This is a genomic window from Klebsiella sp. WP4-W18-ESBL-05, from assembly GCF_014169075.1.
Classification (GTDB): Bacteria; Pseudomonadota; Gammaproteobacteria; order Enterobacterales; family Enterobacteriaceae; genus Kluyvera; species Kluyvera ascorbata_B.
Window position 1 is genome coordinate 4,385,591 of record NZ_AP022057.1, and the last position, 19,556, is coordinate 4,405,146.

The window sequence follows — 19,556 nt, forward strand, 5'->3', positions numbered from 1 at the left end:
GACTGAGCGATGCCGATCATAGTACCAATACCCCGTGGCGAACGACGCCTGATGCAGAAAGCTATTCATAAAACGCGTGATAAAAATCATGCCCGCAGACTCACGGCCATGCTGATGCTTCATCGGGGTGAACGGGTCAGCGATGTTGCCAGAACTCTCTGTTGTGCCCGTTCATCCGTTGGTCGCTGGATTAACTGGTTTACGCACTCAGGTATTGAAGGCCTGAAATCCTTACCCGCAGGGCGCTCCCGACGCTGGCCTTTTGAACATATCTGCACCCTGTTACGTGAGCTGATAAAGCATTCTCCCGGCGATTTTGGTTATCAACGTTCACGCTGGAGCACCGAATTACTGGCAATAAAAATCAATGAGATAACCGGTTGCCAGTTACATGCAGGAACCGTTCGCCGCTGGTTGCCATCTGCGGGGCTTGTATGGCGCAGGGCCGCGCCAACTCTGCGTATCCGTGACCCACATAAAGATGAAAAGATGGCGGTAATCCACAAAGCGCTGGATGAATGCAGCGCAGAGCATCCGGTATTTTATGAAGATGAAGTGGATATCCACCTTAATCCTAAAATCGGTGCGGACTGGCAGTTGCGCGGACAGCAGAAACGGGTAGTGACGCCGGGGCAGAACGAAAAATACTATCTGGCCGGCGCACTGCACAGTGGCACGGGTAAAGTCAGCTACGTGGGCGGCAACAGCAAAAGTTCAGCGCTGTTTATCGCTCTGCTGAAGCACCTGAAAGCCACTTACCGGCGGGCGAAAACAATCACGCTGATCGTTGATAACTACATTATCCATAAAAGCCGCGAAACACAGCGCTGGTTGAAAGCAAATCCCAAGTTCAGGGTAATTTACCAGCCGGTTTACTCGCCGTGGGTGAATCATGTGGAACGGCTATGGCAGGCACTTCATGACACGATAACCCGTAATCATCAGTGCCGCTCAATGTGGCAGTTACTGAAAAAGGTCCGCCATTTTATGGAAACCGCCAGCCCATTCCCCGGAGGAAAACATGGTCAGGCAAAAGTGTAGCGGTATTAGGCGCAGCTATTTAGCAGAAGAGCTAGGCCTGCCTTTTCATGTTCCGGGAATGAATATTTTTAGCGGTATTGTCGAAAATGCAGCTCGACATATGTATCCTTACTCTCCCGAATGGGCTATTTTTTCAATATTCAGAACATTTAACAAAGATAAGGCTAAAAGCTTATTTAACCGAAATAGAATATCCACTCTTGAAAGGGTAAAAGTCGAAAGCTTATTTGACTCATACTATAAAAAATATGAGCAAATAATCACTAAAAAAATAGATGACAGATTAAATGATAAGCTTGAGATCGAGATTTCTGCGCTATCTATTATTCCTGAATTCCTATCGCGACTGGTCACTAAAGTATCATTTGAAAAAAAGAAAGATATTATTAATCTTTTACAAAAACTATTTAACTCAGATAGTTTTTATGATTACTCCGAGACTAAAGATTTATTAAAACGTACTATTTTGACCTTAAATGACTTACAAAAAACCTCGCTTATCGATACTTTTATAGGCTTCCCTTCAGCCCCTCCTAATAGTAAGTTACATATTGGTCAGAAATATAATTTCATTACGCCATTTGAATGTTTATTAGGGTGTAATTTAAAACCTTCAAAAGAAGCATCACGAAAAATCACATCCGCAAAACTAAAAAAAGATATTAATGATTTAAAGAGTGAACATTCAGAACTTAGAAAAGCTGCATCGCAAAAGCTAATTACATTATATAATCTTGACATGCTTAATAAATCCGACACAGCTATGCTTATAAAAAATCTTTGGTCAAAACGTGATGCATATGGATTTCCTATTGATAGTGGATATTATAGATTTTTCTTTATAAATAATCTTCACCCAGAAAGCGAAAATACTACGGACAAATTCATGTCTATAATTACATCATATAAATTCCCAATTCAAGTCGGTACGGGCGTAAGCATTACGAATGGGTCAGATGAATATTGCACCGAACTTAACGGCTCGTTACACCACTTAAGCCTCCCTGAGAAAACATTGTCTGAAATTATTTCAAAAATGAATGAGTGGTATGTTAAAGATAGAGTTTGGCTTCAAAAAAGAGATGATATAGCTAAAGAGTTTATATTTAGATTTAGAAATATTACAAATATTGTGACTACAATTTTAGAAAACCATAAAGATAAATTGAGCGTAGAATCAATAAGTGATATTTCAAGATTATTAGATGAAATGAAAAGCGATAAAGTCCCTGTCAATTCAGCAGTGACAATGCTCTCGCTAAAAAGTAATAACATTCAAACATCAAGAATTAGAGATATAGAGAACGGATTATATAGCTTCAATAATGAAGATGTCATTGAAGCTATTAATTCCATTTATGTATTAATTAGAAATAATGAATACCCTCCTACTATCATTGAAGTCCTTAGTGACAAAATCGCATGGAATAAAGATCCGAAATTACCAGAATGTTATGATTTGGTTAAATACATTATCAATTCTTGTAATTTTGACCTGCCTAATAAAATAACAGATAACATCCTTCGTGGGTTCACATGGCTAGCAAATAATGATGACAGTAAATTCAATAACAACAACGATTATTTGAATCATCTTGAAAAAAAACTTAGTGCAACAAAGTTAGCTGCATCTATGTTTAGAAAAAATGCAACGTTAGGTATTGAGCAACCTCAGATTCTTCAAAATTGGGAAAATATGTGTAAATCTAGAAACGAATTCGACGAAATTAGAAACGAATGGAATAATAATATCTAATCTAAAATATGAATACCCAATTTAAATTGGGTGATCTATCCTAATTAGACCTTTTGCCATAGTCGAACGGTGACATTAACTGAAATTTATTCGCGTCCAAGTAATCAGCCCACCACTGCACCATCAAACGACGCTCATCCAAATGCTCAGAAGTATGAATATAAGCAGCACGCACATTATTGCGCTCAGAGTGGCTCAACTGGCGCTCTATAGCGTCATCACTCCACAATCCAGACTCTCCCAGTGCCCCGCGCGCCATAGTCCTAAAACCATGCCCACAAACTTCAGTTTTAGTGTCATATCCCATCGCACGCAATGCGCTGTTTACTGTATTTTCACTCATAACCTTAGTTGCGTCATGATCGCCTGGGAAAAGCAGCTCCCTATCACCGCTAATCTGCTTGAGTTGCTCTAACAAAACCATCGCCTGCCGACTGAGAGGAACGATATGCTCCTCTTTCATCTTCATTCCGCGGTATGAGTAACGCACGCCTTTAATTTCTTCTCGTTTTGCCGGTATACGCCAAAGAGATTTATCGAAATCGAATTCATCCCAACGCGCAAAGCGTAACTCACTGGAACGCACGAAAGTTAATAAGGAAAGCTCGACCGAGATCCGTGTCATTACCCTGCCACGATATGCAGCAAGACGAGCAAGAAACTCAGGGAACCGGCTGGAGGGCAAAGCGGGGTAATGTCGCGCTTTGGTTGTCGATAACGCACCGGCCATGTCGCTGGCTGGATTTGAGTCGATGTAATCGTTCTGTACGGCATACCGCATAATGGCCGTGACGCGCTGTTGCAGGCGCTGAGCGACGTCATGCTTACCACTGGCATCAACTTTTTTAATCGGGGCTAATAGCTGGCTGGTTTTGAGCTGACGAATATCAGAAGAACCAATATAAGGGAAGATATACAGCTCAAGATAACGAAGAACGCGCGAGCGATGGTCTTCACTCCAACGTTTGTTACTTGCATGCCACTCGCGGGCGATGGTTTCGAAAGTATATGCCCCGGCGTTCTCGGCCTGAGCTTCCTTCTGTTCGGCTTTTGGGTCGATGCCCTGCACTAACATCTTTTTAGCTTCGTCGCGCTTTGCTCTTGCCTGAGCAAGCGTCACAGTCGGCCAAACACCAAAAGCGAGGCGATCCTCTTTTTTGTCAGAGGGTCGTCGGTATTTCATGCGCCAGTATTTAGAACCCTTGGCCGAAACCTCGAGATACAAACCGCCGCCATCGGCCATTTTGTAAGTTTTGTCTTTTGGCTTTGCGGTCTCGACCTGTCTGGCGTTGAGCTTCATTTGGGGGCACAATTCTAATCGAAGTTAAGATGCCCCCAATTATGCCCCCAATGACATCCGGATTTCAACGGACTAGCTCGGACGGCTCAGGACAGAAAAACCGCTACAGGCATTGATTTTAAAGGGTTTTCTGGACTTTCTCGGATGGTCTTGGAAGTACTAATGGTGCCGAAGGCCGGACTCGAACCGGCACGTATTTCTACGGTTGATTTTGAATCAACTGCGTCTACCGATTTCGCCACTCCGGCACGGAAAGGTATGCGGAAAACGTTGTGGATTATACCTGTCACGCGCCACCATGCAAGTGTCAGTCACCTGCCCCACCGCCAAGTGTCTAAAAAAACGTCGACTCTCACACAAAACCCTTAACCACCGCTAACTCCGTCCCCAGCCAGTGCTTTTTCCTGGAATCCGCCTCGCAAAAAAATGCAACGTGACCGGGTCGGTTTACATTTGCCCTCGTTTGATATGAGATCGCGTTACTGAATCTCGTAACAACAGCCATTGTGCTCAGGGCATCGCTATGCGCTTCTATCAGGTTGAACCCACGCTGGAAAACTACTGGCGTGGGATTATTCTCTTCGGCAAAAACGTCGCGTCCTATAAGTTCGCGCTGGCGCATGCGCTGTACGATCTCAAGCCTGAAGGTAGCGATCTGATCTTACTGGACGATCTGGCGGTGCCGTTCAGCGATCATCTCTGTCGTCATCTGCAACATGCGCCTAAGCAGATAACCTCGCGCAGCAGCCAGTTTATTAGCGCCTGTTCGCAGTTCAACGCGGGGGAAATCACTCGCGATACGTTAACGGCGATTACGGTGCGTCAGGGGTTCAATAACGTGATTGATGCCTTCCACAATGTGAATCAGGGCGAGATTGAGAAACGCTTTTTTATCGATGAGCGCAAAACCCATAAGGGCATCCGCCTGACGGAAAATTTTTACCGTCTGGGTGAGCGCCTGCAGTATCAAAACCTCAGATTTGAAACCAACGCGCGCTGGAATCTGGTCGAGCAAGCGTGGTCGATGAATATCTCCAGCCAGCTTATCAACGTGGAGTATGACGAGAACGATCGGATGCTGTTTAGCCACAATCACGATCGTCGCGTGGATATCTCGAGCTGTCGTGATAGCCTCAATGGCTATCAGAAGGGGCGCTGCTTCTACTGCTATGCACCCATCAGCCTACAGCCGGACGATGAACAGTTTGCTGACGTTGACCACTTTATCCCGTGGAAGGCGCGCGAGCAGGTACTTAACGTGAATGGCGTCTGGAATTTGGTTCTGGCCTGTAAGGAATGTAATCGGGGTGAGAAGGGCAAGTTCGCGCGCCTGCCGTCCCGCAAGCTGCTTCAGCGCCTGCACGATAGAAACGAGTACTTTATCAATAGCCACCTGCCGCTGCGCGAAACGTTGATTCGGCAAACCGGGTCAGCCACCGCACAGCGCGAAAATTTTCTGGCCACCAGTTGGAACAATGCGCTACAAGTCCTTTTCCACCAATGGGAACCTATCGCACAAGGAACGGATACTTTCTGATGACGCTTGAATACTACCAGCACCACGCCGACGATTTTTTTAGCTCGACGGTCAACGTCGATATGGATTCGCTCTATACGCCTTTTCTGGAGCGCGTTCCAAAAGGTGGCTGGATTCTGGATGCCGGGTGCGGCTCCGGGCGGGATAGCAAAGCGTTTTTACAGCAGGGCTATCAAGTTGAAGCGTTCGACGCGACGGCGGAAATGGCAAAGCTTGCCAGCCAGCATACCGGGTTCTCGGTTAAGCAGATGACCTTTAGCGATGTCGATGCCGTTAATCGTTATGACGGTATCTGGTGCTGCGCCTCGCTGCTGCACGTCAGCGCAGCTGAGCTGCCGGATGCCATGGCAAAACTGGCGCGAGCACTTAAGCCTGGCGGCACCTGGTACGTCTCCTTTAAATATGGCGACGGCGAACGGGTCAAGGATGGCCGCCACTTTACCGATCTTAACGAGCAAAGATTGAATGCGATGCTGGCAGGGCTTGCGGATATTACGCTTGCCGGTCACTGGATAACGGAAGACAAGCGGCCCGATCGCAGCGAGATGTGGTTAAACGCACTGTTACAGAAGCGCTCTTAATCCCCCCTTCCGCCAAGCACTTCCCCTCCCCATGCTCTACACTCTCAGTTCAACACCAAACTGAGAGAAGCACGATGTCCATAATAAAAAGCTACGCCGCGAAAAACGCCGGTGGGGAACTGGAAGTCTGGGAATACGATGCCGGGGAGCTGCTGCCGGAAGACGTTGAGGTGAAAGTGGATTACTGCGGGATCTGCCACTCGGACCTGTCGATGATCGACAACGAATGGGGGTTCTCTCAATATCCGCTGGTTGCCGGTCACGAGGTGATTGGTCACGTGGTAGCGCTGGGCAGCGCCGCGCAGAATAAAGGGCTGAAAATTGGCCAGCGCGTGGGCATTGGCTGGACGGCGCGCAGCTGTGGCCACTGCGATGCCTGTATCGATGGCAACCAGATTAACTGTACCGAAGGCTCGGTGCCGACCATCATCAACCACGGCGGCTTTGCCGATAAGCTGCGCGCTGACTGGCAGTGGGTGATTCCACTACCGGACAACATTGATATCGAAACCGCAGGCCCGATGCTGTGCGGCGGGATTACGGTATTTAAACCGCTGCTGATGCATCATGTCACCGCCACCAGCCGCGTGGGGGTGATTGGGATCGGTGGTCTGGGGCATATCGCCATTAAGCTGCTGCGCGCGATGGGTGCCGAGGTGACTGCCTTTAGCTCGAATCCATCAAAAGAACAGGAAGTGCGGGCGATGGGCGCAGACCACGTGGTTAATAGCCGTTCGCCGGAAGCGCTCAAAGAGTTGGCGGGTCAGTTTGATCTGATCATCAACACCGTCAACGTCGACCTGAACTGGCAGCCGTACTTCGAAGCGCTGGCCTCGGGCGGCAACTTCCACACCGTGGGCGCAGTGCTCACGCCGCTGCCGGTGCCGGCGTTTACCCTGATTGGCGGCGACCGCAGCGTCTCCGGTTCGGCAACGGGTAACCCGTTCGAGCTGCGCAAGCTGATGAAGTTTGCCGGCCGCAGCAAGGTGGCGCCTATTACCGAACTGTTCCCGATGTCGAAAATTAACGACGCCATCCAGCACGTGCGCGACGGTAAAGCCCGTTACCGCGTGGTGCTGAAAGCCGACTTCTGATATGCCACCGGCGGCGTTCTGCCGCCGGTTCTCTGCACCACTCCCCCTTACCGCAAAACAGACAATTTACCGCGCCGCAATGCCTTTGTTTTGCCTATACTCGACGCAGAATAAATGGAGGATTTATCATGAGCGCACCGCTGCTGATTGCACGCACCCAGGACACGCAGCTTGTTTTGCTGCCCAATATGGCCAACCGTCACGGGCTGATTACCGGCGCTACCGGCACGGGGAAAACCGTCACCCTGCAAAAACTGGCGGAGTCATTCTCAGAGATTGGCGTACCGGTATTTATGGCCGACGTAAAGGGCGATCTGACCGGCATCGCCAAAGAAGGCCTGGCGTCGGAGAAGCTGATGGCACGCCTGAACAACATCGGTGTCACCGACTGGGAACCGCACGCCAATCCGGTGGTGGTGTGGGATATCTTCGGTGAAAAAGGCCATCCGGTGCGCGCGACCGTCTCAGACCTTGGTCCGCTGCTGCTCGCGCGCCTGCTGAACCTTAACGAGGTGCAGTCCGGGGTGCTGAATATCATCTTCCGCATCGCCGACGACCAGGGCCTGTTGCTGCTGGACTTCAAAGACCTGCGCGCCATCACCCAGTACATCGGCGATAACGCGAAATCCTTCCAGAACCAGTACGGCAACATCAGCACTGCTTCCGTCGGAGCGATCCAGCGCGGGCTACTGACGCTTGAGCAACAGGGGGCCGAGCACTTCTTCGGCGAGCCGATGCTCGATATTAAAGACTGGATGCGCGTCGACAGTAACGGTAAAGGCATCATCAATATCCTCAGCGCTGAAAAGCTCTACCAAATGCCGAAGCTCTACGCCGCCAGCCTGCTGTGGATGCTCTCTGAACTGTATGAGCAACTGCCGGAAGCCGGTGATCTCGAAAAACCCAAGCTGGTGTTCTTCTTCGACGAAGCGCACCTGCTGTTTAACGATGCGCCGCAGGTGCTGCTGGATAAAATCGAGCAGGTTATCCGCCTGATCCGCTCCAAGGGCGTCGGCGTCTATTTTGTCTCGCAGAACCCGTCGGATATCCCCGATGCGGTGCTCGGCCAGTTAGGTAACCGCGTGCAGCACGCCCTGCGCGCCTTCACGCCGAAGGATCAGAAAGCGGTGAAAACCGCCGCCCAGACGATGCGCGCCAACCCGGCGTTCAGCACCGAACAGGCGATACAGGAGCTGGGTACCGGTGAAGCGCTGATCTCCTTCCTCGATGAAAAAGGCAGCCCGTCGGTGGTTGAGCGAGCCATGGTGATTGCGCCGTGTTCGCGCATGGGGCCAGTGACCGACGATGAGCGTAACGGGCTAATCAACAACTCGCCGCTGTACGGCAAGTATGAGGATGAAGTCGACCGCGAATCCGCGTTCGAAATGCTGCAAAAAGGTGTACAGAACAGCGCGGGACAGGCGGACGCGCCACCGGCGAAGGGCCAGCAGCAAAGTGCCGATGACGGCCTGCTGGGCGGCCTGAAGGATATCTTCTTTGGCACCACCGGGCCGCGCGGCGGCAAGCACGATGGGCTGGTGCAAACGGCAGCGAAAAGCGCCGTGCGCCAGGTGACGAACCAGATTGTGCGTGGGATGTTGGGTAGCCTGCTGGGCGGGCGGCGGCGTTAGTTCTTCATCGCCGGTTTGCCGGATGGCGGCGTAAACGCCTTATCCGGCCTACGCCCTTCTGTACCATCCGGCGGCCAGCTCGGGCTACAGCACCCAATACCATCAAATAACAGGCACAAAAAACCCGGCGTCGCTTTCGCTTGGCCGGGTTATCAGTGGCGTTACGCTTTTCGCATCATCAGCCAGAGGCTTATCAGGAAGAAGCTGGCGCTTGGCAGCAGCGCGCCGATAATCGGCGGGATGCCGTACACCAGCGTCAGCGGGCCGAAGATCTGGTCAAGCACATAGAATACGAAGCCAAAGCTGATGCCGGTCACCACCCGCACGCCCATCGGTACGCTGCGCAGCGGGCCGAAGATAAACGACAGCGCCATCAGCATCATCACCGCCACCGACAGCGGCTGGAAGACCTTGCTCCACATATTCAACTGGTAACGACCGGCATCCTGGCCGCTGGCATGCAGATACTTCACGTAGTTGTGCAGGCCGCTAATCGACAGCGCATCCGGGTCCAGCGCGACCACGCCGAGTTTGTCCGGCGTCAGGGTGGTTTTCCAGGTCCCGCTCACCGTCTGTGAGCCGGTGATCTGTTTCGGGTCGGTCAGGTTCGATTCATCCACCTGCGACAGCCGCCACACCTTCTGTTCGTTATCAAACTTCGCGCTGGCCGCATAGCGCACGGACTGTAAACGACGCTCGTTGTTAAAGCTGTAGATGCTCACGCCGCCCAGCTCATCGTTACCCTTTACCCGCTCAATATAGACGAAGTTGTGGCCATCTTTGGCCCACATGCCCTGCTGGGTGGAAAGCAGTGAGCCACCGTACATCTGCTGAGCACGATAGTTACGCGCCATCTGCTCGCCCTGCGGCGCCACCCACTCACCCATTGCCATGGTCAGCAGCACCAGCGGAATCGCGGTTTTCATTACCGACAGCGCCACCTGCATACGGGTAAAGCCCGACGCCTGCATCACCACCAGTTCACTGCGCTGGGCCAGCATGCCCAGGCCCAACAGCGCGCCAAGCAGCGCCGCCATCGGGAAGAAGATCTGCACGTCTTTCGGCACGCTGAGGAGGGTATAGATACCCGCGCCCAGCGCGTCATAGCTCCCCTGCCCGGCTTTCTTCAGCTGGTCGACAAACTTAATGATGCCGGACAGCGACACCAGCATGAACAGCGTCATCATGATGGTGGTGAAGATGGTTTTACCGATATAGCGGTCAAGTACACCAAATGGCTGCATTATACCGCTCCTTTATTGGTCAGGCGGGCGCGGAGACGGCGCATCGGTACGGTGTCCCACAGGTTGAGCGCGACGGCAACCGCGATGTACAACAGGTTCACCGTCCACATCCACACGGCGGGATCGAGCTTGCCTTTACCGGCATTCGACTTCAGCGAAGTCTGCAGCAGGAAGAACACCAGATACAACAGCATCGCCGGCAGCATCGACAGTACGCGCCCCTGGCGCGGGTTCACCACGCTCAGCGGTACCACCATCAGCGCCATAATAAACACCGTCAGTACCAGCGTAATGCGCCAGTGCAGCTCCGCACGAGCGCGATCGGTATCGGTGTTCCATAGCGTACGCATGTTCATCTGTTCGGTATCGGTCGGGTCAGCCGCTACCGCCTGATGGCCAACAATCGCCTGATAGTTTTTAAAATCAGTAATGCGGAAGTCGCGCAGCATCGCGGTCCCTTCGAAGCGCGTCCCCTGGTTAAGGGTGACGACCTGAGAGCCGTCCTTATGCTGAGAAAGCTGGCCGGAGTCGGCGACAACGACCGAAGGGCGCGCGCTACCTTTTGGCCGCAGCTGCGCCAGGAAGACGTCGTGGAACTTAGCACCATTCACGCCTTCAATAAATAACACCGCGTTGCCGTCGGTGGACTGCTGGAACTGGCCCTGCGCCAGCGCCGCCATGCCGGGGTTGGCCTTGGCCTCCGCCAGCACTTCATCCTGATGGCGAGAGGACCACGGCCCCAGCCACATCACGTTGACCGCCGCAACGATGCCGGTAAACAGCGCCAGCACCATCGCCGCTTTCACCAACACGGCTTTACTCAGGCCGCAGGCGTGCATCACCGTAATTTCACTTTCGGTATACAGTTTTCCCAGCGTCATCAATAGACCGAGGAACAGGCTCAGCGGTAAGATAAGCTGTGCCATTTCGGGTACGCCGAGCCCCAGCAAAGAGAGGACCAGGTTTGTCGGGATATCGCCATCAACCGCAGCGCCAAGGATCCTCACCAGTTTTTGACAAAAGAAGATCAAAAGCAGGATGAAGAGGATGGCAAGCTGGCTTTTTAGCGTCTCCCGCACCAGATATCGTATGATTATCACTATAAATACGCCCGTAAAAACCCGTCTTATTGCAGGAAAATAGCTTGTTTCATGGCTTAAACGTCATTTATTCTCTTGAGTCGTCGAAAACATCGCTAAGATTAAATGACTCAGCGGTTTCACGTTTCAGGACCTGTTCTGACGTGCCAACACCGTAATAACGTTAAGATTAACACGAAGTCACCGCAACAGCGGAAATGAGTTACGTAAGCTTGCAATTCTATCCGTAGCCACCGCCGTTGTCTTTAAGATTCAGGAGCGTAGTGCATGGAGTTCAGTGTAAAAAGTGGTAGCCCGGAGAAACAGCGGAGTGCCTGTATCGTCGTGGGCGTATTCGAACCACGTCGGCTCTCTCCCATCGCCGAACAGCTCGATAAAATCAGCGACGGCTACATCAGCGCGCTGCTGCGTCGCGGCGAACTGGAAGGCAAACCGGGGCAGACCTTATTGCTGCACCACGTACCTAACGTACTGTCAGAGCGCATCCTGCTGATCGGCTGCGGCAAAGAGCGCGAGCTTGACGAGCGTCAGTACAAACAGGTCATTCAGAAAACCATCAACACCCTGAATGATACCGGTTCCATGGAGGCCGTCTGCTTCCTGACCGAACTGCACGTTAAGGGTCGCAATAACTACTGGAAAGTACGCCAGGCGGTTGAAACAGCCAAAGAGACGCTGTACAGCTTTGACCAGCTTAAAACCAACAAAAGCGAGCCGCGTCGTCCGCTGCGTAAAATGGTCTTCAACGTACCAACCCGCCGTGAACTGACCAGCGGCGAGCGCGCCATTCAGCACGGACTGGCGATTGCTGCCGGTATTAAAGCCGCCAAAGATCTTGGCAACATGCCGCCAAACATCTGTAACGCGGCCTACCTGGCCTCTCAGGCGCGCCAGCTGGCAGATAGCTACAGTAAAAACGTCATCACCCGCGTGATCGGCGAACAGCAGATGAAAGAGCTGGGCATGCACTCCTACCTCGCGGTCGGCAACGGTTCACAAAACGAATCGCTGATGTCGGTCATCGAGTATAAAGGCGTCGAGTCCGAAGACGTTCGTCCGATTGTGCTGGTCGGCAAGGGTCTGACCTTCGACTCCGGCGGCATCTCTATTAAGCCGTCCGAAGGCATGGACGAAATGAAATACGACATGTGCGGCGCGGCGGCGGTGTACGGCGTGATGCGCATGGTTGCTGAACTTCAGTTGCCGATTAACGTCATCGGCGTACTGGCAGGCTGTGAGAACATGCCGGGTGGGCGCGCGTATCGCCCGGGCGATGTGCTGACCACCATGTCCGGCCAGACCGTTGAAGTGCTCAATACCGATGCCGAAGGCCGTCTGGTACTGTGCGACGTGTTAACCTACGTCGAACGCTTTGAGCCGGAGGCGGTGATTGACGTCGCGACCCTGACCGGTGCCTGCGTGATTGCGCTGGGCCATCACATCACCGGCCTGATGTCGAACCACAACCCGCTGGCGCATGAGCTGATCGGCGCGTCCGAGCAGTCTGGCGACCGCGCGTGGCGTCTGCCGCTGGGCGATGAGTATCAGGAGCAGCTGGAGTCTAACTTCGCGGATATGGCCAACATCGGCGGCCGTCCTGGCGGTGCGATCACCGCGGGCTGCTTCCTGGCGCGCTTTACCCGTAAGTACAACTGGGCGCACCTGGACATCGCCGGTACCGCATGGCGCTCCGGGAAAGCCAAAGGCGCTACCGGTCGTCCGGTGGCGCTGCTGTCGCAGTTCCTGCTCAATCGCGCTGGCTTTAACGGCGAAGAGTAATACGCTTCAAGCCTGCAACATGTAGGCCTGATAAGCGCAGCGCCATCAGGCACTGACGCACAATCGCCGGATGGCGGCGTTTACGCCTTATCCGGCCTACATACGGCAATAAATCGCAGGCCCGGTCCGCCGGGCGCTGCATTTAAATCCATCACAAGAAGCCCCATATATGAAGAATGCAACGTTCTATCTTCTGGACAACGACACCACCGTCGACGAGCTCAGCGCCGTCGAGCAACTGGTGTGTGAAATTGCCGCAGAACGTTGGCGCGCCGGCAAGCGCGTGCTGATCGCCTGCGAAGACGAGCAGCAGGCCATTCGCCTGGATGAAGCGCTGTGGAGCAGGCCGCCCGAGAGCTTTGTACCGCATAACCTGGCTGGCGAAGGCCCGCGCGGCGGTGCGCCGGTCGAGATTGCGTGGCCTGCCAAGCGCAACAGCAGCCCACGGGATATACTGATCAGTCTGCGGGTAAACTTTGCAGATTTTGCCACCGCTTTCACAGAAGTGGTAGACTTCGTCCCTTACGAAGAAACTCTGAAACAACTCGCCCGCGATCGCTACAAAGCCTACCGCGTGGCTGGTTTTAACCTGAATACGGCAACCTGGAAATAATGGAAAAGACATATAACCCACAAGATATCGAACAGCCGCTTTACGAGCACTGGGAAAAGCAGGGCTATTTCAAGCCTAACGGCGACGAAAGCAAAGAGTCCTTCTGCATCATGATCCCGCCGCCGAACGTCACCGGCAGTTTGCATATGGGTCATGCTTTCCAGCAAACCATCATGGATACCATGATTCGCTACCAGCGCATGCAGGGTAAAAACACCCTGTGGCAGGCTGGTACCGACCACGCGGGTATTGCTACCCAGATGGTGGTTGAGCGTAAGATTGCCGCTGAAGAAGGTAAAACCCGTCACGACTATGGTCGCGAAGCATTTATCGACAAAATCTGGCAGTGGAAAGCGGAATCCGGCGGCACCATTACCCGTCAGATGCGCCGTCTCGGCAACTCCGTTGACTGGGAGCGCGAGCGCTTCACCATGGACGAAGGTCTTTCCAATGCCGTGAAAGAAGTCTTCGTTCGCCTGTACAAAGAAGATCTGATTTACCGTGGCAAGCGCCTGGTAAACTGGGACCCGAAACTGCGCACCGCCATCTCTGACCTGGAAGTGGAAAACCGCGAGTCTAAAGGCTCGATGTGGCACATCCGCTATCCGCTGGCCGACGGCGCGAAAACCGCAGACGGTAAAGATTACCTGGTCGTGGCGACCACCCGTCCGGAAACCATTCTGGGCGACACCGGCGTGGCCGTGAACCCGGAAGATCCGCGCTATAAAGATCTGATCGGCAAATTCGTTATTCTGCCGCTGGTTGACCGCCGTATTCCGATCGTCGGCGACGAACATGCCGATATGGAAAAAGGCACCGGCTGCGTGAAGATCACCCCGGCGCACGACTTTAACGACTATGAAGTCGGTCGTCGTCACGCCCTGCCAATGATCAACATCCTGACCTTTGATGGCGACATCCGCGAAACCGCGGAAGTGTATGACACCAAAGGCGAAGAGTCTGACGTTTACTCCAACGCTATCCCGACTGAATTCCAGAAGCTGGAACGCTTTGCCGCGCGTAAAGCGATCGTCGCTGCCATCGATGCGATGGGCCTGCTGGAAGAGATCAAACCTCACGATCTGACCGTGCCTTACGGCGACCGTGGCGGCGTGGTTATCGAGCCAATGCTGACCGACCAGTGGTACGTCCGTGCTGACGTACTGGCGAAACCGGCGGTTGAAGCGGTTGAGAACGGCGACATTCAGTTCGTACCGAAGCAGTACGAAAACATGTACTTCTCCTGGATGCGCGATATTCAGGACTGGTGTATCTCCCGTCAGCTGTGGTGGGGTCACCGTATCCCGGCATGGTACGACGAAGCGGGCAACGTCTATGTTGGCCGTACCGAAGACGAAGTGCGTCAGGAAAACAACCTCGGCGCCGACGTTGCGCTGCGTCAGGACGAAGACGTTCTGGATACCTGGTTCTCCTCCGCGCTGTGGACCTTCTCTACCCTCGGCTGGCCGGAAAACACCGACGCGCTGCGTCAGTTCCACCCGACCAGCGTGATGGTTTCCGGCTTCGACATCATCTTCTTCTGGATTGCCCGCATGATCATGATGACCATGCACTTCATCAAAGATGAAAACGGCAAGCCGCAGGTTCCGTTTAAGACCGTCTACATGACCGGTCTGATTCGTGACGACGAAGGCCAGAAGATGTCCAAGTCCAAAGGTAACGTTATCGACCCGCTGGATATGGTCGACGGTATCTCACTGCCGGAGCTGCTGGAAAAACGCACCGGTAACATGATGCAGCCGCAGCTGGCTGAGAAGATTGCCAAACGTACCGAGAAGCAGTTCCCGAACGGCATCGAGCCGCACGGCACCGACGCCCTGCGTTTCACCCTGGCGGCGCTGGCCTCTACTGGCCGCGACATCAACTGGGATATGAAGCGTCTGGAAGGTTACCGTAACTTCTGTAACAAGCTGTGGAACGCCAGCCGCTTCGTGCTGATGAACACCGAAGATCAGGATTGCGGTTTCAACGGCGGCGAAATGACCCTGTCTCTGGCAGACCGCTGGATCCTCGCTGAATTCAACCAGACCATCAAAGCGTACCGCGAAGCGCTGGACAACTTCCGCTTCGATATCGCTGCGGGCATCCTGTACGAATTCACCTGGAACCAGTTCTGCGACTGGTATCTGGAGCTGACCAAGCCGGTAATGACCGGTGGTTCCGAGTCTGAACTGCGCGGCACCCGCAATACGCTGGTGACCGTGCTGGAAGGCCTGCTGCGCCTGGCGCACCCGATCATTCCATTCATTACCGAAACCATCTGGCAGCGCGTGAAAGTGATTTGTGGCAACACCGCAGATACCATCATGCTGCAGCCGTTCCCGGAATATAACGCGGCTCAGGTAGACGAAGCGGCGCTGGCCGATACCGAATGGCTGAAGCAGGCGATTGTTGCCGTACGTAACATCCGCGCGGAAATGAACATTGCCCCGGGCAAACCGCTGGAGCTGCTGCTGCGTGGTTGCAGCGCTGACGCAATGCGTCGCGTGAACGACAACAAGAGCTTCCTGCTGAACCTGGCGCGTCTGGAAAGCATCACCGTGCTACCTGCCGATGACAAAGGTCCGGTCTCCGTGACCAAAATCATCGACGGCGCCGAGCTGCTGATCCCGATGGCTGGCCTCATCAACAAAGAAGATGAGCTGGCGCGTCTGGCGAAAGAAGTGGCTAAAATCGAAGGTGAGATTGCCCGTATCGAAAGCAAACTGTCCAACGAAGGTTTCGTTGCCCGCGCACCGGAAGCGGTGATCGCCAAAGAGCGTGAGAAGCTGGACGGTTACGCCGAAGCCAAAGCGAAGCTGATTGAACAGCAGGCCGTTATCGCTGCGCTGTAAAAATCGTGCCCGTACGTTTGCCGGATGGCGCTTGCGCTTATCCGGCCTACGGGCAACGTCAACGTAGGTCGGATAAGCGTAGCGCATCCGACAAAACTGACGGCTCATAAATCCAATAAAGCCTCTGATGCACCCGCTCAGAGGCTTTTTCTTGAATTATCCTCGCTTGCACTCCCCCGCCCCGCAGTGTTATTAACTGCATATGTTTCACCTTTTTGCTATGAGTTCGCTATGAGTGTTATGACACCTGTCTCGGCAACGCTGCGCCGCATAACCGCCGACGACAACGCCGCCATTGCCCGCGTAATCCGCCAGGTCTCCGCCGAATACGGCCTGACCGCCGATAAAGGCTACACGGTGGCCGATCCGAATCTGGACGAGCTGTTTCAGGTTTACAGCCAGCCGGGCTCCGCCTACTGGGTCGTCGAGCAAAATGGGCAGGTGATGGGCGGCGGCGGCGTGGCGCCGTTAGGCTGTAGTGAACCGGACATTTGCGAACTGCAAAAAATGTACTTCCTGCCGAGCGTGCGCGGTCAGGGGCTGGCGAAAAAGCTGGCGCTGATGGCGCTCGATCACGCCCGCGAGCAGGGCTTTAAGCAATGCTACCTGGAAACCACGGCGTTTCTGACCGAAGCGATACGCCTGTACGAACGTCTGGGATTTGCGCACATCGACGAGCCGCTCGGCTGCACCGGGCATGTCGACTGCGAAGTGAGAATGTTAAAGCCCCTCTGATGTCGCAGGGGGCCATCGGGCTTACTGCATCTCGGCGGAGAGCGCCAGACGAATCACGCCGGCCGCGCGTGCCGTTGGCAGCTTCAGCACCTGCGTCCAGAGATCCTGCACCATTGCGCAACCCGCTTTCTCATTCCCCACGCCTTTACTCGGGTCGGCCATTATCTGAATATCCGGCCCATAGCGCTGTACCAGCTCCGGGGTGATAGTTTGCAGATCCTGGAGGGCGAGCTGCTTCTCCTCGGCGGTGACCGTGTGTTTTTCCGGGCCATAGGCAGCGCGCATCATGCTCATATCGCTCTCCATGCGTCGACTCATGATCGTTTGCGGAATGATCCGCACCGGGTTGATTCCCCCCTTCACCGCAGGGAAGAGGAAACGAAAACATTCGTCATCGCCCACTTTCGCCACCGCGGCAATCTGTTCGAGGTTAATCTTCATATATTCAATCACGTTGGCATCGGGCGCCTGCTGTAAACGCGCCATCTGTATTTGAAGGATCTGCGGCTGGATGGTATCGATAATTTGCTGTTCGCTTTTCCCTGCTTCTTTCATTTGCGCCGACTGGCTAAGGATCTTCGTCCACAGCGCGGGCTCTTGCTCCTTCAGCACCTGATAGACCGGCATCGACAGCATCGCTTTTTCGAATTTCTGCGTTTCCGTCAGGCCATAGTCCGGGCTTTCGCGCGGGATCAGGTAGTGCACATCAAACAGATTCCAGCCGATAATTGCGACGACAAAAATCACCGCACCGGAAACCTTGCCTACCCAGCCTTTTTTGCGGAAAACGCCAACGACAATAGCGATGACCGCACCGATGTAGCCCGCTAGCAATACATGTGCCCAGTTCATAAACCATCCTTATTTAAATCAAGCGTTATGGGGATTTCCTCCCCTTTATTACGTTTTGATTATTAAGGTAATGAAAGGTTTTTTCCAGCCACCCTTTTTCGTCCTCAGCGGCATCAAGGGGGACAAAAAAGGGCTAGACCGGCACACCGCTGTGGAAGCGAAACTCGTCATCCGGCGAGGAAATCAGCGCCGCTTCGACTTCACCAAAGAAGCGCACCCGTTCGCTAATATCACTATCTGAAATTTGCTGCGCCAGCGCTAAATAGTCCTGATAGTGCCGCGCTTCAGAGCGCAGAAGCGACAGATAAAACGCCTGTAAATCGGCTTCAAGGTACGGTGCCAGAGCGGCGAAACGCTCGCAGGAGCGGGCTTCGATATAGGCTCCACAAATCAGCTTATCGATAAGCGTCAACGGCTCGTGGGTACGAACCTCTTTGAGCATGCCTTTCGCGTAGCGGCTGGCGGTGATTTTGACGTAGGGAATGTTGCGATGCTGCATCGCCTCGCGCACCTGCCAGAAGTGGTGCAACTCCTCTTTGATCAGCAGCACCATGCTATCGATAAGCCTGCGGCCCCACGGATCGTCGGTTTGCGGCATCACGCTTTTGTTAATCTGCCGATTCAGCGCGGCAAAATCCGGCTCCTCACCCTCGCGAAACGCAAAGGCTTCATACGGCTTCAGCCAGTCAAGGAGCGCCTGAGCTCCCGCCTTGTCGGCGACATATTTACGCACCAGCAGCATTGCGGTTTGCGCCGCTTTCAGCTCGCAAACTAAGTGGTCGGTCAGCAGCAGGGGAAGATTGGCCGGGTCGCGGGCTTTATCGAGCCACGCCTGCGGCGTTTTGCAGTGCAGAAAGTTGAGAACGAGAGAGAGAATTTGCGGGTAATCCATCGGTTATCCTTGACCCTGCGGCAGCAGGCGCTGCCGCAGGTGAATGATGCTTAGTGACGCACACCATCGTCGTCTTCGTCGACCTCATCTTCGTCGTCGTCGTCGCCTTCTTCGCCGTTAGGATCTTCGTAGTAGGTACCCCAACCGTCATACTCAACCTCAAACTTCTCGGCCAGGGTCATCAGCTGTTCAACCTGCGCGTCGATAAGCTCGGCGTTCAGCGCACATTCGCTGAGAATGTCGCAGCAGATCACGGTGTCGCCTTCTTCCACTTCCAGCTCTTCCGGTTCAGTCACTTCATAGCCCAGCTTGAACGCTTCAACCGCCGCCTTTTCCAGCGTTTCAAAATCGTCGGCGGACAGGTGGTGTTCGATGGTGTACAGCGCGTCAGGATCGCTGCCGTCTTCCAGCAGTTCTTCAATAATCAGACGCGTCTCTTCACGCTGCTCTTCCAGGTGTTCCGGGTTTGCCATGGCTCGTTCCTCGTAATGTGGCTGATACTCTTATTGTCACATACCGTTGCCGTTGCCTCCACCTTTCCGAGAA

At 53.6% G+C, this 19,556-nt stretch carries 16 protein-coding genes and 1 tRNA gene; 10 read left to right on the plus strand and 7 right to left on the minus strand.

Features of this window, described 5'->3' with window-relative positions:
* Positions 1-9: 9 nt before the first annotated feature.
* Both H7R58_RS20985 and H7R58_RS20990 read left to right on the plus strand, forming a co-directional pair.
* Complete coding sequence (locus H7R58_RS20985; protein WP_001395480.1) at positions 10-1,041, plus strand: IS630-like element ISEc33 family transposase; 1,032 nt, start codon at positions 10-12, stop codon at positions 1,039-1,041.
* Positions 1,022-2,797 (plus strand): hypothetical protein, encoded by a 1,776-nt coding sequence (locus H7R58_RS20990; protein ID WP_227674943.1) that lies wholly within the window; start codon positions 1,022-1,024, stop codon positions 2,795-2,797. The genes H7R58_RS20985 and H7R58_RS20990 overlap by 20 nt, the downstream gene beginning before the upstream one ends.
* 40 nt (positions 2,798-2,837) lie before the next feature.
* Here the strand turns inward: H7R58_RS20990 and H7R58_RS20995 are convergent, their stop codons facing one another.
* Entirely contained in the window at positions 2,838-4,097 is a 1,260-nt protein-coding gene (locus H7R58_RS20995; RefSeq protein ID WP_182929558.1) for a tyrosine-type recombinase/integrase, read from the minus strand.
* 163 nt (positions 4,098-4,260) lie between these two features.
* A tRNA-Leu gene (locus tag H7R58_RS21000) sits at positions 4,261-4,345 on the minus strand.
* A 275-nt stretch (positions 4,346-4,620) separates the two neighbouring features.
* Here H7R58_RS21000 and H7R58_RS21005 point away from each other — a divergent pair.
* The 4 genes from H7R58_RS21005 to H7R58_RS21020 all read left to right on the plus strand — a co-directional run bounded on the left by H7R58_RS21005 (position 4,621) and on the right by H7R58_RS21020 (position 8,940).
* On the plus strand, positions 4,621-5,634 hold the full coding sequence (locus H7R58_RS21005) for an HNH endonuclease (RefSeq protein ID WP_182929559.1): 1,014 nt from the start codon (positions 4,621-4,623) through the stop codon (positions 5,632-5,634).
* Positions 5,634-6,215: a class I SAM-dependent methyltransferase gene (locus H7R58_RS21010; RefSeq protein ID WP_182929560.1), complete on the plus strand. Its 582-nt coding sequence runs from the start codon at positions 5,634-5,636 to the stop codon at positions 6,213-6,215. The genes H7R58_RS21005 and H7R58_RS21010 overlap by 1 nt, the downstream gene beginning before the upstream one ends.
* A 74-nt stretch (positions 6,216-6,289) precedes the next feature.
* Positions 6,290-7,309: an NADPH-dependent aldehyde reductase Ahr gene (gene ahr / locus H7R58_RS21015; RefSeq protein ID WP_106927616.1), complete on the plus strand. Its 1,020-nt coding sequence runs from the start codon at positions 6,290-6,292 to the stop codon at positions 7,307-7,309.
* 128 nt (positions 7,310-7,437) lie between these two features.
* Positions 7,438-8,940: a helicase HerA-like C-terminal domain-containing protein gene (locus tag H7R58_RS21020; protein WP_182929561.1), complete on the plus strand. Its 1,503-nt coding sequence runs from the start codon at positions 7,438-7,440 to the stop codon at positions 8,938-8,940.
* 161 nt (positions 8,941-9,101) lie between these two features.
* On the opposite strand, the gene lptG is transcribed toward H7R58_RS21020, so the two are convergent.
* Both lptG and lptF read right to left on the minus strand, forming a co-directional pair.
* The gene (gene lptG, locus H7R58_RS21025) at positions 9,102-10,184 is read right to left on the minus strand and encodes an LPS export ABC transporter permease LptG (RefSeq protein WP_106927612.1); all 1,083 of its coding nucleotides are present in this window, start codon (positions 10,182-10,184) and stop codon (positions 9,102-9,104) included.
* Positions 10,184-11,284: an LPS export ABC transporter permease LptF gene (lptF, locus tag H7R58_RS21030; protein ID WP_182929562.1), complete on the minus strand. Its 1,101-nt coding sequence runs from the start codon at positions 11,282-11,284 to the stop codon at positions 10,184-10,186. Before lptF ends, lptG begins: the two co-directional genes overlap by 1 nt.
* A gap of 267 nt (positions 11,285-11,551) precedes the next feature.
* Between lptF and pepA the strand changes: the two genes are divergently transcribed.
* From pepA to H7R58_RS21050, 4 genes are all read left to right on the plus strand, one after another.
* Positions 11,552-13,063: a leucyl aminopeptidase gene (gene pepA, locus H7R58_RS21035; RefSeq protein ID WP_064546996.1), complete on the plus strand. Its 1,512-nt coding sequence runs from the start codon at positions 11,552-11,554 to the stop codon at positions 13,061-13,063.
* A gap of 169 nt (positions 13,064-13,232) precedes the next feature.
* Positions 13,233-13,676, plus strand: a complete 444-nt coding sequence (gene holC / locus H7R58_RS21040) for a DNA polymerase III subunit chi (protein WP_182929563.1) — start codon at positions 13,233-13,235, stop codon at positions 13,674-13,676.
* The gene (locus H7R58_RS21045) at positions 13,676-16,531 is read left to right on the plus strand and encodes a valine--tRNA ligase (RefSeq protein WP_182929564.1); all 2,856 of its coding nucleotides are present in this window, start codon (positions 13,676-13,678) and stop codon (positions 16,529-16,531) included. Before holC ends, H7R58_RS21045 begins: the two co-directional genes overlap by 1 nt.
* Before the next feature lie 231 nt (positions 16,532-16,762).
* Positions 16,763-17,266, plus strand: a complete 504-nt coding sequence (locus H7R58_RS21050; RefSeq protein ID WP_182929565.1) for a GNAT family N-acetyltransferase — start codon at positions 16,763-16,765, stop codon at positions 17,264-17,266.
* Positions 17,267-17,287: 21 nt separating this feature from the next.
* On the opposite strand, the gene H7R58_RS21055 is transcribed toward H7R58_RS21050, so the two are convergent.
* From H7R58_RS21055 to rraB, 3 genes are all read right to left on the minus strand, one after another.
* Positions 17,288-18,118 carry a topoisomerase II gene (locus H7R58_RS21055; RefSeq protein WP_106927602.1) on the minus strand — a complete coding sequence of 277 codons (831 nt, stop codon included), beginning with the start codon at positions 18,116-18,118 and terminating at the stop codon, positions 17,288-17,290.
* 133 nt (positions 18,119-18,251) lie between these two features.
* A complete protein-coding gene (gene miaE / locus H7R58_RS21060; RefSeq protein ID WP_182929566.1) occupies positions 18,252-19,010 on the minus strand; it encodes a tRNA isopentenyl-2-thiomethyl-A-37 hydroxylase MiaE in 759 nt (252 codons plus the stop codon).
* 50 nt (positions 19,011-19,060) lie between these two features.
* Positions 19,061-19,483, minus strand: a complete 423-nt coding sequence (rraB, locus tag H7R58_RS21065) for a ribonuclease E inhibitor RraB (protein WP_106927598.1) — start codon at positions 19,481-19,483, stop codon at positions 19,061-19,063.
* Between the last annotated feature and the right edge of the window lie 73 nt (positions 19,484-19,556).